At 73.2% G+C, this 14,432-nt stretch carries 14 protein-coding genes; 7 read left to right on the forward strand and 7 right to left on the reverse strand.

The genetic code is table 11. From position 1 onward, the window contains the following. Positions 1-54 precede the first annotated feature (54 nt). From ACH4ZA_RS35910 to ACH4ZA_RS35920, 3 genes are all read right to left on the reverse strand, one after another. A complete protein-coding gene (locus tag ACH4ZA_RS35910) occupies positions 55-2,535 on the reverse strand; it encodes a glycosyltransferase (protein WP_398433330.1) in 2,481 nt (826 codons plus the stop codon). After that, entirely contained in the window at positions 2,532-3,233 is a 702-nt protein-coding gene (locus tag ACH4ZA_RS35915; protein ID WP_319275748.1) for a GntR family transcriptional regulator, read from the reverse strand. Before ACH4ZA_RS35915 ends, ACH4ZA_RS35910 begins: the two co-directional genes overlap by 4 nt. Before the next feature lie 188 nt (positions 3,234-3,421). Next, positions 3,422-4,777: an aspartate aminotransferase family protein gene (locus ACH4ZA_RS35920; RefSeq protein ID WP_319275746.1), complete on the reverse strand. Its 1,356-nt coding sequence runs from the start codon at positions 4,775-4,777 to the stop codon at positions 3,422-3,424. Positions 4,778-4,988: 211 nt separating this feature from the next. On the opposite strand from ACH4ZA_RS35920, the gene ACH4ZA_RS35925 reads away from it, so the two are divergent. The 3 genes from ACH4ZA_RS35925 (at position 4,989) to ACH4ZA_RS35935 (ending at position 8,011) form a co-directional block, all read left to right on the forward strand. Next, complete coding sequence (locus ACH4ZA_RS35925; protein ID WP_319275744.1) at positions 4,989-5,600, forward strand: DJ-1/PfpI family protein; 612 nt, start codon at positions 4,989-4,991, stop codon at positions 5,598-5,600. Then, entirely contained in the window at positions 5,597-6,055 is a 459-nt protein-coding gene (locus ACH4ZA_RS35930) for a MarR family winged helix-turn-helix transcriptional regulator (RefSeq protein ID WP_398433331.1), read from the forward strand. Before ACH4ZA_RS35925 ends, ACH4ZA_RS35930 begins: the two co-directional genes overlap by 4 nt. Before the next feature lie 93 nt (positions 6,056-6,148). After that, positions 6,149-8,011, forward strand: coding sequence for a protein kinase (locus tag ACH4ZA_RS35935; protein ID WP_319275740.1), 1,863 nt, complete (start codon positions 6,149-6,151; stop codon positions 8,009-8,011). Between the two features lie 72 nt (positions 8,012-8,083). Here the strand turns inward: ACH4ZA_RS35935 and ACH4ZA_RS35940 are convergent, their stop codons facing one another. Further along, a complete protein-coding gene (locus ACH4ZA_RS35940) occupies positions 8,084-8,821 on the reverse strand; it encodes an SLATT domain-containing protein (RefSeq protein ID WP_398433340.1) in 738 nt (245 codons plus the stop codon). Between the two features lie 328 nt (positions 8,822-9,149). Between ACH4ZA_RS35940 and ACH4ZA_RS35945 the strand changes: the two genes are divergently transcribed. The 3 genes from ACH4ZA_RS35945 to ACH4ZA_RS35955 all read left to right on the forward strand — a co-directional run bounded on the left by ACH4ZA_RS35945 (position 9,150) and on the right by ACH4ZA_RS35955 (position 10,828). Then, positions 9,150-9,494 (forward strand): YbaB/EbfC family nucleoid-associated protein, encoded by a 345-nt coding sequence (locus tag ACH4ZA_RS35945; RefSeq protein ID WP_319275991.1) that lies wholly within the window; start codon positions 9,150-9,152, stop codon positions 9,492-9,494. A gap of 79 nt (positions 9,495-9,573) precedes the next feature. Further along, positions 9,574-10,173: a recombination mediator RecR gene (gene recR / locus ACH4ZA_RS35950; protein ID WP_319275738.1), complete on the forward strand. Its 600-nt coding sequence runs from the start codon at positions 9,574-9,576 to the stop codon at positions 10,171-10,173. Next, positions 10,166-10,828: a DUF5063 domain-containing protein gene (locus ACH4ZA_RS35955; RefSeq protein WP_319275736.1), complete on the forward strand. Its 663-nt coding sequence runs from the start codon at positions 10,166-10,168 to the stop codon at positions 10,826-10,828. Before recR ends, ACH4ZA_RS35955 begins: the two co-directional genes overlap by 8 nt. A gap of 39 nt (positions 10,829-10,867) precedes the next feature. On the opposite strand, the gene ACH4ZA_RS35960 is transcribed toward ACH4ZA_RS35955, so the two are convergent. Further along, positions 10,868-11,704, reverse strand: coding sequence for a PhzF family phenazine biosynthesis isomerase (locus tag ACH4ZA_RS35960; protein ID WP_319275735.1), 837 nt, complete (start codon positions 11,702-11,704; stop codon positions 10,868-10,870). Positions 11,705-11,867: 163 nt separating this feature from the next. Between ACH4ZA_RS35960 and ACH4ZA_RS35965 the strand changes: the two genes are divergently transcribed. Next, positions 11,868-12,365, forward strand: a complete 498-nt coding sequence (locus ACH4ZA_RS35965; RefSeq protein ID WP_319275734.1) for an SgcJ/EcaC family oxidoreductase — start codon at positions 11,868-11,870, stop codon at positions 12,363-12,365. Between the two features lie 10 nt (positions 12,366-12,375). On the opposite strand, the gene ACH4ZA_RS35970 is transcribed toward ACH4ZA_RS35965, so the two are convergent. Next, the gene (locus ACH4ZA_RS35970; protein WP_319275732.1) at positions 12,376-13,728 is read right to left on the reverse strand and encodes a HAMP domain-containing sensor histidine kinase; all 1,353 of its coding nucleotides are present in this window, start codon (positions 13,726-13,728) and stop codon (positions 12,376-12,378) included. Further along, complete coding sequence (locus ACH4ZA_RS35975; protein WP_319275730.1) at positions 13,725-14,408, reverse strand: response regulator transcription factor; 684 nt, start codon at positions 14,406-14,408, stop codon at positions 13,725-13,727. The genes ACH4ZA_RS35970 and ACH4ZA_RS35975 overlap by 4 nt, the downstream gene beginning before the upstream one ends. Between the last annotated feature and the right edge of the window lie 24 nt (positions 14,409-14,432).

Below are 14,432 nucleotides of genomic sequence, written 5' to 3' on the forward strand. Positions count from 1 at the left end.
AGAGCTCCTTCAGTACGTTGACCGGTCAGGGAAGACTAGTCGGTGCGGCACGCGTCAGCTCCCCTCGTGCAAATCCCATACCCACACTCCGGCCACCCGCCTCCCCGGCCGGCCGACCAGTTGGTCCACCGTCTCACGCAGCCGGTCCGCATGCCGCTGAGGGACCAGCACCAACGCGCCCGCCCGCCAGTACGCGAAGTCCTCGCGGGCCTCGGCGCGGGCCTGCGCTTCGACGACCGGGACCACGCCGGTCCGGCGCACGTCGCTCAGCAGACTCGCCGTGAAGCGCAGCGGGACGCCGTAGACGCCGCTGCGGTCGCCGTCTCCGTAGGGTCCGTTGAAGTAGCCGCCGGGCATCCGGAAGCCGAGGCCGGTCGCCGTCTGCCAGTGCAGGGCCTCGGCGTCCTCCGGTTCGGCGAGCGGCACGGGGACCAGCGTCTCGCCGGGCCGGACGTAGGCCTTCCAGGCGCCGTCCGCGAAGAAGGCGGGCGTCTCGGCGCGCGGCTCGGCCCTCAGCGGCGCCGGGACGAGGGGGAGCAGCGCGACGCAGACGGCGAGCAGCGCCGCGTACTGCGTGCCGAGCCGGCGGGCGTGGGCCAGCCGGTCGACCGCCAGGGCGAGCAGCATGCCGAGCGCCGGGGCGCAGACCAGCGCGACCCGGCTCTCGATGACCGACTCGAAGAGCGGGAGGCGGGCCAGGAGGGCCCAGGGGCCGGGCACGGTGACGCCGGTGAGGGGCACCGCGATGTGCGGGCCGAGGGACAGCACCGCCGCGGCCACCGCCGTGCAGGCCAGTGCCTTGACCGCGGGCCGTCGCCAGAGCAGCGCGGTGATCGCGAACGCGAGCAGGACCAGGGGCCAGCCGTAGAAGGCGTTCTGCTCGGTGGGGTTGAGGGAGAGCGCGGCGGCGCGGTCGGCGTCGCCCGCTATCAGCGAGCGGCCGGCGAACGAGAGGAGCGCGCGCGGGGAGTTGGCGACGCCGGGCGCGGAGCCGTGGTCGATGCCCGTGTAGCTCTGCGGGCCGGAGAACTGCCAGGCCAGCGGGTACAGGACGAGGGTCAGACAGACGGCCGCGGCGATCGCGAGTCCGTTCAGCAGCGGGCGGGCCGCCGCGCGCGCCACGTCGGGGCGCACGGCGCCGTAGGCCACGGCGAACAGGAGCATGCCCAGGGCGGCGAGCAGCAGCGACTCCTGGCCCAGGAAGAACTGGTAGGCGGCCATCAGGCCGAGGACGACCGCGTCGCGGGTGGTCCGCTCGCCGGTCGTCAGCCGCAGGGCGCGCTCGATGATCGGCGGGATCATGAAGAGCACGAGGAAGTTCGGGTGGGCGTTGGCGTGGCTGACCATCGGCGGGGCGAACGCGGCCAGTGCGGCTCCGGTGAAGGCGGCCGCCCGCTGCGTCACGAGCCGCCGCAGGATCAGCCGGTACCAGGCGACGGCGGTGGCGGCGAGGCCGAGCGTCATCACCAGGCTGAGCGTGACCGCGGGCCCGAACAGCAGGGTCACGGGGGTGAGCGGCACCGACAGGCCCGGCATCGTCGTGTTGGCCATCAGGTTCACGCCGCCGGGGAAGCCCTGGAGGTCGGTGAAGAGGGGGTTGCGCAGGTGGGCGACGTTGTCGGCGGTGACCGCGAAGAACCACTCCCACTGGTTCTGGTCCTGGAGGGAGTCGGTCAGATAGCGGTGCGCCGGGTCGAAGAAGCGGCCGGAGAAGAGGGTGACGGCCAGCGCGAGGAAGAGGACGGCGGCCAGGACGTCGGCGGGTCTCGGCGCGGGGAGGCGCAGCCGGACGAGGTCGCGCAGGAAGCGGAGGTAGTCCGCCGGGCGGACCTTCGAGCCGGGCTGGTGCGACCAGTGCACGGGCACCTCGGCGACCGGCCAGCCCGCCCGCCGGAAGTGGCGCAGCACCTCCACGTCGATGGCCCAGCCGTCGAGGCGGGAGGCGGCGAAGGCGGTGCGGGCCTTGTCGCCGTCGAACAGCTTGAACCCGCACTGGGTGTCGTGCGTCCCGGGCAGCATCGTCCGGCGTATGAGCAGGTTGCCGGCCGCGCCGAGGAGTTCGCGCATCCGGTGCTGGCGGCTGCCGAGGGTCGCGCCGGGGACGGCCCGCGAGCCGATCGCCGCCGCGTGCGGGTCGGTGAGGGCCCTCTCCAGGCGGGCCAGCTCCTCGACGGGGGTGGCGAGGTCGGCGTCCGTGACCAGCACCCGGCGGCCCCGGCTGGCGGCGACGCCGAGCCGCAGGGCGTGGCCCTTGCCCCGGCGGCCCGTCCCGGAGCCGGTGACGAGCCGGACGCGCGGGTCGCGGCGGACGGTGACGAGTTCGCGGGTGGCGTCGGTGGAGCCGTCGTCGGCGACCACGATCTCCCAGCTGCCCCAGGGGCTCCCGGGGGCGTCCAGGTGGCGGCTGACCGCGTCCAGGGTGGGGCCGAGCCGGCGCTCCTCGTTGTAGGCGGGGACGACGACGGACAGCTCGACGGCCGGGGCCGTGGGCGGCGCGGTGGGGGCGTGCACGGCAGGGGCGTCCGCCCGGCTCATCCCGCGGCCAGCCGCTCGATCAGGGTGATGGACTCGTCGTTGTAAGCGGCGAGCATCCTGCGGGCGGCGGCGGTGTCTCGGCGATACAGGGCGTCGACGAGTTCGGTGTGGCCGGACCATAGGAAGCCGCGCAGATCGCTCAGCCGGCGCAGGTGCTGCACCGTGCACACCCAGGACTGCACGCGCAGCCGGTGCAGGAAGTCGGCGAGGTAGGGGTTGCCGAAGAAGGCGCTCAGCTCGCGCCAGAAACGCAGGTCGTAGCCGATGAGGACGGTGAGGTCGCCCGCCGCGGCGGCGCGCTGCGCCTCCTCGCCGCGGCGGCGCACCCCGGCGATGGCGGCCGCGGTCCGCGGCTCCTCGAAGTCGCGCTGGTCCTGGCGGCCGCCGTCGAGGGCGATGAACATGCCCTCGATGATCAGGCTGCGCGCCTCGATCATGCCGCGGTAGTCCTCGACGGAGAACTCGTGGACCCGGAAGCCCCGGTGCTGGTCGGCGTCGAGGAGACCTTGTGCCGAGAGGTCGACGAGGGCCTCGCGGACGGGGGTGGCGGAGACGCCGTACTGCTCGGCGATCTCCTTCACCGTGAACTCCTGCCCGGGCTGGAGCCGTCCGGACAGCACCTCGTCGCGAAGCGCGTCGGCGATCTGCTGGCGCAGGGTGCTGCGCGTCACCGCGCCGTTGCCGGTGCTGCCGGGCATGGTCGAGGCGTCTCCTCGTCGGGTGCGGAAAAGTGGCGTGCTCGTCGTTATGTACGAGCACGCCACCTTACGCGTTCGACGAAATCAAGCCCCTTCGAGGGAATCCCGCCGGAATCTCGCCGGAATACCGCCGGTATCCAGCCGGAATCCCGCGGGTGTCGCGCCGGAGCGGCGTGGGTCCGGTCGCCCTACTCGGTGAACTCGTCGGCCGCCGAGAGCGCCGTGTCGAGGGCGGCGAGGCCCTCCTTGACCTCCGACTCGGAGACGTTGAGCGGCGGCACGAAGTGCGTGCGGTTCATGTTCACGAACGGCCACACGCCGGCCTTCCTGGCCGCCGCGCCGAACGCGGCCATGGCCGCGTTGGCCTCGCCTGCGGCGTTGTAGGGCACCAGCGGTTCGCGGGTCTCGCGGTTCTTCACCAGTTCGACCGCCCAGAACATGCCGACCCCGCGCACCTCGCCGACGCTCGGGTGCCGCTCGGCCAGCGCCCGCAGCCCGGGCTCGACGAGGGAGGCGCCGAGGCGCTTCGCGTTCTCGACGACGCCCTCCTCGGCCATGACCTCGATCGTGGCGACGGCGGCCGCGCAGGCCAGCGGGTGCCCGGAGTACGTCAGACCGCCCGGGTAGGGCCGCTTGCCGAAGGTGTCCGCGACGGCGCCGGAGATGGCGACGCCGCCGAGCGGCACGTATCCGGAGTTCACGCCCTTGGCGAAGGTCATCAGGTCGGGCACGACGCCGAAGAGGTCGGCCGCGAACCACTCGCCGGTGCGCCCGAACCCGGCCATGACCTCGTCGAGGATGAAGACGATCCCGTGCCGGTCGCAGATCTCCCGGACGCCGGCGAGGTAGCCGGGCGGCGGGACCATGATGCCGGCGGTGCCCGGGATCGTCTCGAGGATGATCGCGGCGATCGTCGCCGGTCCCTCGAAGGCGATCGTCGTCTCGAGGTGCTCGAGGGCGCGCGCGGTCTCCTGCTCCTCGGTCTCGGCGTAGAAGCGGGAGCGGTACGGGAAGGGCGCCCAGAAGTGCACGACGCCGGCCGTCGCGGTGTCGGAGGCCCAGCGGCGGGGGTCGCCGGTGAGGTTCACCGCCTGCTGGGTGCCGCCGTGGTAGGAGCGGTAGGCGGAGAGCACCTTGGCGCGCCCGGTGTGCAGCCGGGCCATGCGCACGGCGTGCTCGACCGCGTCGGCCCCGCCGTTGGTGAAGAAGATCTTGTCCAGGTCGCCGGGGGTGCGCTCGGCGATCAGCCGGGCCGCCTCGGAACGGGCCTCGATCGCGAAGGCGGGTGCGAAGGTCGTCAGGCGGGCGGCCTGTTCCTGTATCGCGGCGACGACCTTCGGGTGCTGGTAGCCGATGTTCGTGTAGACGAGCCCGCTGGTGAGGTCGAGGTACCGGTTGCCGTCGTAGTCCCAGAAGTACGACCCCTCGGCGCCGGCCACGGCGAGCGGGTCGATGAGCTCCTGGGCGGACCAGGAGTGGAAGACGTGCGCGCGGTCGGCGGCCTTGACTGCGGCGCCGGCCCGGGGGTCGGTCTGAGGGGTCATGTCAGTGAGCGTAAATGTCCGCGATGCGGAAGCGGTATCGGCGTCCTGTTCCGTCGGCGGTGCGATTCCGCGACAGGTTGTCGGGCGTGGGGGAGCGGAGGGGGCGGTGGGCGGACGTGGACACCGGAAATGTATTGACAGCAAACTGTCGAAATGACAGTCTACTGTCATGTACCTCGGATCGCCGAGGGGCCGAGCCTCAGGAGGAGCCATGACCGGCAAGCCCGTGCATCTCGCCGTGTACGACACGTTCGCCGACTGGGAGACGGGGTTCGCGACGGCGTACCTCGCCCGCGGCGGCCACCTGATCCGCACGGTCGGCCCGTCCGCGGCGACCCCGGTGGCCAGCATCGGAGGCCTGCGGGTCCTGCCCGACCTGGCGCTGGACGACGTACGGCCCGAGGACAGCTCCCTGCTGATCCTCCCGGGCGCCGACCTCTGGGACACCACCGACGACCTCGCGCCCTTCGCCCGCAAGGCACGGGAGTTCCTCGCCGCCGGCACCCCCGTCGCCGCGATCTGCGGGGCCACCGCCGGGCTCGCCCGCGAGGGCCTGCTCGACGAGCGCGACCACACCAGCGCGGTCTCCTTCTATCTGGCCGCCACCGGCTACCGCGGCGGCCACCGGTACACCGAGGCGGACGCGGTGACGGACGGCGCGCTGGTCACGGCCGGCCCGACCGAGCCGGTCGCCTTCGCCCGCGAGATCCTGCGTCTCCTCGGCGTGTACGAGGGCGAGGTGCTGGACGCCTGGTACCGGCTGTTCCACGACTCCGACCCGCAGGCCCACGCCGTCCTGGAGAACGCGACGGCCGGCCGGTGAGCGCGCAGCGCCAGGAGCTGCTGAGCCGCAGCGCCCTCGGGGTCTTCCGGCTCAACGGCCAGTTCCTCGCCGTCGCGGAGGAGCTGGCCGGCCCGTCCGGGCTCTCCGCCGCACGGTGGCAGGTGCTCGGCGCGGTCCTCGGCGACCCGCTGCCCGTGGCCGGGATCGCGCGCGCGATGGGCATCACCCGGCAGAGCGTGCAGCGGATCGCCGACCTGCTGGTCGAGCACGGGCTCGCCGAGTACCGCCCCAACCCCGCCCACCGCCGCGCCAAGCTGCTCGCCCCCACCGAGGCGGGGCGGGCCGCGGTCGCCCGCATCGGACCGGGGCACGCGGCCTTCGCCGACCGGCTCGCACAGGCGTACGGAGAGGCGGAGCTCGCCGAGGCCGTGCACGTCCTGGAACGCCTGGCCCAGGTGCTGGACGCACTCGAGCAGCCCGTTACGCAACCGTAGACATCGCACCGCACAACTCCCCGAACGGCCGGATTATTCTCGGCTGGATTGCACATGTCTCGATCACACATGTGCGGGAAAGGCGGCGCTGCGATGGAGAAGCTGGGCCCTGGAGACCCGCAGCGCATCGGCGGTTACCGGCTGCTCGCGCGGCTGGGCGCGGGCGGCATGGGGCAGGTGTACCTCGCCCGCTCGGACCGCGGGCGGACCGTCGCCGTGAAGCTGGTCCGGCCGGAGCTGGCGGCGCGCGAGGAGTTCCGGGCGAGGTTCCGGCAGGAGGTGCGCAACGCGCAGCGGGTCGGCGGTTTCTGGACCGCGCCCGTCCTCGACGCCGACACCGAGGCCGCGGTGCCCTGGGTCGCCACGGGCTATGTCGCCGGACCGAGCCTCCAGCAGGTCGTCAGCCACGACCACGGACCGCTGCCCGAACGGTCGGTGCGCATCCTCGCCGCAGGGCTCGCGCACGCGCTCACCAACATCCACGCCGCCGGCATCGTCCACCGCGACCTCAAACCGTCCAACGTGATGGTCACCATCGAGGGGCCGCGCGTCATCGACTTCGGCGTCGCGCGGGCGCTGGAGGGCGCGACCGGCGACAGCCGGCTGACCCAGACCGGCGCGGTGATCGGCTCGCCCGGCTTCATGGCCCCCGAACAGCTGCGGGGCGCCCCGGTCACGCCCGCCAGCGACGTCTTCTGCCTCGGCTCCGTCATCACCTACGCCGCCACGGGCGCCCTGCCCTTCGGCTCCGCCGACAGCGGCGTGCCCGCCCTGATGTTCCGCATCGCGGAGAACGAGCCCGACCTCGCGGGCGTCCCCGAGGGCATCGCCGACCTGGTCCGCGGCTGTCTGCGCAAGGACCCGGGAGCCCGTCCCTCCCTCGACCGCGTCCTGGAGCTCACCGGCGTCGACGACACCGTCTCCGACGGCCGCTCCCGCGACCCGTGGCTGCCCGGCGCCCTGGTCGCCCAGCTCGGCCGGCACGCCGTGCGGCTGCTGGAAGTGGAGGACCCGCAGGGCACGGACGCGACGGCGAGCACCGCCCGGTGGAGCACCGCCCCCGCCTTCGAGGCCGCCCCGCAGCACTCCGGGCCGCGCGGCGACGCGCTCGCGCCCGACCCCCGGCCCACCCTGGTCGCGGGTCCCGGCGGCGTGCCGCAGCAGACGCATCCGGCCGGCGCGGGCCCCGCCCCGGCCCACCCGGCGTACGGCTTCCCCGCGCAGCATCCGCAGCAGGCCGCGCCCCCCGCCCCCGGGTACGGCCACCACCCGGCGCCGGGCGTGCCGGCCCCCTACAACCCGTACGCGGCGGACGCCGGCGGCGCCCCGCCGTACGCCCCCTACGGGACGGACGAACCCGCCGGTCCCGAGGACCCGCCGGGCCGCAGCCGCCGCACGACGGTCCTGCTCCTCCTGGTCGCCCTGGTGGTCGCGGTCGCCGCCGGCGGCTCGGTGTACGCCTTCATGAACGGCGACGACGACAGCGCCGCGGGCCCGTCGCCCAGCCCGGCCGCCTCCCGCGCGGCGGACTCCTCCTCGCCGTCCGGCCCTTCCTCGTCCCCCTCGGCGTCCCCGTCCCCGTCCGCGTCGCAGGACGGCGAGATCCCGTCGGCCTACCTCGGCGACTGGACCGCCACGATCAAGAACGAGACCGGCACCAACAAGCGCCGGCTGACCATCTCGCAGGGCGGGGTGGGGGACACGGTGCTCGCCCTCGCCGCGGACGGCGACTCCTACCACTGCGAGTTCAGCGCCACCCTCGCCCGGCGTCCCGGCGGCGACGGCCCCCTGCGGATCGGCCCGTCCAAGGTCACCACGGGCAAGCCCCTCTCCTCCTGCACCCCCGGCGCCGCCTCGGAGGTCACCCTCCTCCCCGACGGCAGCCTGCAACGGGTCAACACCGGCACCGGGGAGAAACTGACGTACACCCGCGGCACGGGTCAGCCGGGCGGCTGAGAAGAAGAGGAGACGCCCGGCGGGCGCGGAGCCCTCGACGCGCTGCCGGGGTCAGCCGGGGCTCCGCCGGTGTCAGCGGGGCTCCGGCGGGCGCTGGCGGGGCATGTTCGGCCGGGCGTTCGCTCCCGGCGGCGAGGGGAATCTGCCCGGGCCGCCGCCCGCGTCCACCCGTCCGCCGACGGCGACCGCCGTCTGGATGCCCAGGGGCGCGGTCCCGGTGCGGAACTCCACCATCCAGTCGGCCGTCTCCGTGCGCACCAGGTCGGTGACGTCCTCCGAGAAGCGGCGCAGCACCGCAAGGCACCGCTCCGCGGCCTCGCTCGCCGTGCCCTCGGCCGGGCCCAGCACCTCCCGGACGCTCTCCGAGGCCCAGTCGAACTGAAGCACCTGCAGCCTGCGCTGCACGGCCTGCGCGGTGGCCACGTCCCGCATCCAGCCCGAGGTCACCCCGAAGAACCGGTCCACCGCCAGGCACGCCACCGCCAGCAGCAGCGCCAGATACCCCCAGGGCGCGCCGCCGCCCGTCACCCGGGTCAGGTCCAGCAGCGGCAGTGCGGCCCCGGACACCGCCCCGGCGGCCGCACCGGTGCGCAGGGCCCGGGCGGCCCGTCGTTTCCACACCCGGTCGGCGAGGTACCAGGCGGCGGTCTCCAGCGCCCCCCGCTCCACCCACCGGTACAGCTCCTCCAGCCGCTCGGCGGGCTCGCCCCAGTCCCCCAGGGGAAACGTCCGTCCGGTCAGGTCGCCCGGCCGCAGCCCGGCCGCGCCGCCCTCGCCCCGCCCGTCCTGAGGCGGTCCTTCGGGCTGCATCTCCGGCTGCTGAGCCACCCGCACTCCCTCCCGATCCCCACTGATCCGACCGATCGACCGATGCGGCCGCTCACGTTGCGTGACGCCCGCGACGTGCGTGATACCCGATGCTGATGCGCCGGACCTTTCCTACCTCCCAATGGGTGGCGAAGAGGAAGGTTTCGCCTCTTTTACGCCTGGAAGTGGGCCTTGATCAGGTATAGAACTTCCGCACAACTCACTCGAAAGAGTGCTGGGGCGACACCCGCACAGACCACGTAGGCTCGTGCCGAGCGACAACAAACCGCTCGAAGGCATGCCCGACAGTCGCAGAACACAGGAGCTGATCGTGATTCCCGGTGGTGGCCAGCCCAACATGCAGCAGCTGCTCCAGCAGGCCCAGAAGATGCAGCAGGACCTGGCCCGCGCCCAGGAGGAGCTGGCGAACACGGAGGTCGACGGGCAGGCGGGCGGCGGACTGGTGAAGGCCACGGTGACCGGCTCCGGCGAGCTGCGCGGGCTGCGGATCGACCCGAAGGCGGTCGACCCGGAGGACACCGAGACCCTCGCCGACCTGATCGTCGCGGCCGTCCAGGCGGCCAACGAGAACGCGCAGACCCTGCAGCAGCAGAAGCTCGGCCCGCTGGCCCAGGGCCTGGGCGGCGGCAGCGGCATTCCGGGCCTGCCTTTCTGAAGCCCATCCGCCTTACGCGGACCGGCCCCGGCCGACTACCGTACGTACCGCAAGGAACCCCAGGAAGGACGGCAGTCCGTTGTACGAAGGCGTGGTCCAGGACCTCATCGACGAGCTGGGGCGGCTGCCCGGCGTCGGTCCCAAGAGCGCGCAGCGGATCGCCTTCCACATCCTGCAGGCGGAGCCGACGGACGTGCGCCGGCTCGCGCACGCCCTCCTGGAGGTCAAGGCGAAGGTCCGCTTCTGCGCGACCTGCGGCAACGTGGCGCAGGAGGAGCTGTGCGGCATCTGCCGTGACCCGCGCCGTGACCCGAGCTGCATCTGCGTCGTGGAGGAGCCGAAGGACGTCGTCGCGATCGAGCGCACGCGCGAGTTCCGCGGCAAGTACCACGTCCTGGGCGGCGCCATCAGCCCGATCGAGGGGATCGGCCCCGACGATCTGAGGATAAGGGAACTCCTCGCTCGGCTCGCCGACGGCACGGTCACGGAGCTGATCCTCGCCACCGACCCGAACCTGGAGGGCGAGGCCACCGCCACGTACCTCGCCCGCATGATCAAGCCCATGGGCCTGAAGGTCACCCGCCTGGCCAGCGGCCTCCCGGTGGGTGGCGACCTGGAATACGCGGACGAGGTCACCCTCGGCCGCGCCTTCGAGGGGAGACGACTCCTAGATGTCTGACGCCACGCTGCACGCGACCGGCCCGAACCCGGACGACTTCGCGGTCCAGATCGCGGACCAGGTGGAGAGTTTCCTGGTGGCCGTCACCGAGGTGGCCAAGGGCGACGAACCGGGCTCGGCGGTGCCCTTCCTCCTCCTGGAGGTCTCCCAGCTCCTGCTGGCCGGCGGCCGTCTCGGCGCGCACGAGGACATCCTCCCCGACGAGCGTTACGAGCCCGACCCGGGCTTCGAGCCGGATGTGGACGACCTCCGTGAGAACCTGGCCCGCCTGCTGGACCCGGTCGACGTCTACTCCGAGGTGTTCGACCCCTACGAGCCCCGCAAGGCCCCCGTGCCGGCCCGGATCTCCGACGACCTCGCCGACGTGATCGCAGACCTGCGCCACGGCATGGTCCACTACCGCGCGGGCCGCGTCACCGAGGCCCTGTGGTGGTGGCAGTTCTCCTACTTCTCCAACTGGGGCTCCACGGCGTCGGCGACGCTGCGCGCCCTGCACTCGGTCCTCGCCCACATCCGGCTGGACCAGCCCCTGGAGGAGCTGGACGGCCTCGACACCGACCAGTCCCCGCTGGGCGACGAGACGCTGGAGTTCGAGGCGGGCCGTGTGATGGCGCAGGAGATCGGCGGACCGCTGGGCGTGCGGCCCCGCCCGTAGCCCCCGGCACCAGCGCGCGGGGGCTGACGGGACGGTCTGTCAGAGGGGGACGGCCGTCCCCGTGACGCCGATCCCGCTGTCCCGTCCGGCGGGCACGGAGACCGTGAGGGTGCTCGGGCGGCCCATGTCGTCGCCCTGGTGGATCGTCAGCGTCGCGGGCGGCGGGACGAGTCCGAGCTCCCGCAGGTATCCGCCGAAGGCGGCGGCCGCCGCGCCCGTTGCCGGGTCCTCGACGACCCCGCCGGGCGGGAACGGGTTGCGGGCGTGGAACACGGTGGGGGACTCCCGCCACACCAGGTCGACCGTCGTCCAGTCCCGGCGGGCCATGAGGGCGGCCAGCGCGGGCATGTCGTAGTCGAGGTCGGCCAGCCGGCCGCGGTCGGCCGCGGCGACCACGGGGTGCCGGGCCCCGGCGTAGGCCACGCGGGGCGGCAGGGCCGGGTCGAGCTCGTCGGCGGACCAGCGCAGTGCCGACAGCAGTGCCGTCAGGTCGTCGTCGGCGAGGGGCTCGGTGTGCGGGGTGACGCTCACGAGGGTCGCCACCGTGTTGCCGTCGTCGGCCACGGCGGTGGTGACGGGAACCGTCCCGACGCCCGTGTGCAGGACCAGCGTGCCCGTCCCGTACCGCTCGGCGTGCGCGACCGCCGTGGCGATCGTCGCGTGGCCGCAGAACGGCACCTCGGCGAGCGGGCTGAAGTACCGCACGGCCAGGCCGCCCTGGTCGGACGGCACAGCGAACGCCGTCTCGGAGTAGCCGACTTCGGCCGCCGTCGCCAGCATGGTCTTCTCGTCGATGCCGGTGGCGTCGAGCACCACGCCGGCGGGGTTGCCCCCGGCCGGGTCGGCGCTGAACGCCACATAGCGCAGAACCTCCATGGGGGGACCGTAGCGCAGCCGTCCACGGTCCGTCCCGGTCGCCGGCTCCGGCCGAGAATTGGGAGGGTCTTGGACGTCCCCTGTACAGCGACTGCACGGGCCCTAACCAGCCGGACGCGAGTCTTGAGTCATCCCAACAGCAGCAAGACGTACAGGAGTTGCGATGACCCGCAAGACCCGCATACGCGCCGCCCTCGTCACCGCCACCGCCGTCGTCACCGCGGCCACGGTGTCGGTCGGCGTCAGTGCGGCCGGCCCCGGGAAGCCCTCGAAGCCCAGCAAGAAGCAGATCGCCGCCCTGTTCGACGGCTGGAACGCCGCGCTGCAGACCCGCGACCCGGAGGTCGTGGCCGACCGCTACGCCAAGGACGCGGTCCTGCTGCCCACCCTCTCCAACAAGGTCCGCACGGACCGCGCCGGCATCGTGGACTACATGGAGCACTTCCTCCGGAACAAGCCGGTCGGCAAGAAGATCGAGACGCACATCAACGTCCTCGACAACAACTCCGCCCTCGACAGCGGCGTGTACCGGTTCACGCTCACCGACCCCGCCACCGGCAAGAAGAAGGTCGTCGAGGCCCGCTACACCTACGAGTACGAGAAGCGCGGCGGCAAGTGGCTGATCGTCAACCACCACTCGTCGGCGATGCCCGAGAGCTGACCGCCCCGGATCACCCCGCCCGCGGGGCCGCCCGGAGCGTGAAGCACACCCGCAGACCGCCCCCGGGAGCGTCCTCGAGGCGTACCGTCCCGCCGTCGTCCGTCACCAGCTGTCTGACGACGGCGAGGCCGAGCCCCGACCCGGAGCGCCCGGTGAGGCCCTGACCGCGCCAGAAGCGGTCGAAGGCGCGGGACTTCTCCACGTCCGACATGCCGGGCCCCTCGTCCTCCACGGACATGACCACTTCGCCCGCCACGGACTCCAGCCGGACGGTGATCCGCCCGCCGTCCGGCGACACCTCCAGGGCGTTCGAGAGCACGTTGTCCAGCACCTGGTCCAGGTGACCGGGGCTGGCCAGCACAGACGGCCGGCCGTCGACACCACTCCCCCTGAGCGCGATGGTCACTCCGCGCTCGTCGGCGGCCGGTCTCCACACCGTCAGCCGTTCGGCCACGATGTCCTTCAACGGCAGCGGCTCCGCCGCCGTCACCTTGGCCTCGGCGCGGGCCAGCACCAGCAGGCCGTTCACCAGCCGGCTCATGCGGACCACCTCCGCCGTGGCCTGCTCCACGTCCTCGCGGACGAACTCGTCGTCCACCCCGTCCGCGATGTTGTCCAGCGACAGCCGCAGCGCCGTGAGCGGGGTCCGCAGCTGGTGCGAGGCGTCCGCGACGAAGATGCGCTGCGAGGCGACCAGGGTGTCCAGGCGTTCCGCGCCCTGGTTGAGGGTGCGCGCCAGCGTCTGGGTCTCCGGCGGTCCCGTCACCGGGGAGCGCGCGGTGAGGTCGCCGTCGCTGAACCTGCTCGCCATCGAGTTGAGCGCGCGCAGCGGTGCGGTGATCCGGCGGGCGGCGTACGCGCCGATCGCGGCCGCCGCCCCGAGGACGAGGACGGCGAGCCCCGCGCGGAAGCCCCAGATGCTCCACAGCCGCCGGGTCATGTCCGAGGTGGAGTAGACGATCCGCACGGCCGCCTCGCCCTGGGCGGGCACGGTGATCGTCAGCCGGTCGCCCCAGATGAAGTCCGAGCCCCAGTCGGTCGTCGGCTCGTCGTGCCGCACGGCCCGGGTCAGCGCCGCGCCCGGGGCGGGCGCCGGCAGGTCCGGGGCGCAGCTGCGGGTGGGGGTCACCTGGACGTCGCCGGGGGTCCCCTCGCCGTACGCCTCGGCCACCTCGGTCAGCGCTCCGCACGAGATGCGGTCGCCGTTGCCCAGCAGCAGCGCCATGGTGTTGGCCTCGCGCATGACGGACAGCTCGGTGTCGTCGCGCAGCTGCTTGGTGAGGGTGAAGGCGACCGGCACCGTGAACAGCAGGATGGCGACCGCGACCAGCAGGATGTAGCTGCGGATGAGCTGGCGGTTCATGCGGACTCGGCGTCCTCGACGATCTCCAGCCGGAAGCCGACCCCGCGCACCGCCGCGATGGCCACCACCCCGGCGAACTTCCGCCGCAGCGCCGCCACGTGCACGTCCAGCGTCTTCGTCGGGCCGAACCAGTTCGCGTCCCAGACCGCTTCCATGATCTGTTCCCGCGACATCAGCGCGCCCGGCTCCTCGGTGAGGAAGGCGAGCAGGTCGTACTCCTTCGGCGCGAGCGGGATCTCCGCGCCGTCCACGTGGACGCGGGCCGCCTTGCGGTCGATCGTGAGGCGGCCACCGTAGCGGTCGGCGGGGGCGCCGGCGGCGGTGCGCGGCTGCACGCGCCGCATCACCGCGCGGATCCGGGCGATGACCTCGCGCACCCCGAACGGCTTGGACACGTAGTCGTCGGCGCCGAGCTCCAGGCCGACCACCCGGTCCGTCTCGTCGCTGCGGGCGCTGATCACGATGATCGGCACTCCGCCGCGCTCGCGCAGCGCCTTGCAGACGTCGAGGCCGTCGGTGTCGGGCAGTCCCAGGTCCAGCAGGACCACGTCGTAGGGACCGGGGTGGGCGAGGGCGGCGGCGCCGGTGCTCACCCAGTCGACCGCGAAGCCGTACCGCTTCAGTCCGCGTCGGAGCGACTCGGCGACCGGCTCGTCGTCTTCCACCAGGAGTACGTGCACGCTCGCACATTAGTCCTTGAAACT

Origin of the sequence: Streptomyces sp. NPDC020597, from assembly GCF_044335095.1 — a bacterium.
GTDB lineage: Bacteria > Actinomycetota > Actinomycetes > Streptomycetales > Streptomycetaceae > Streptomyces.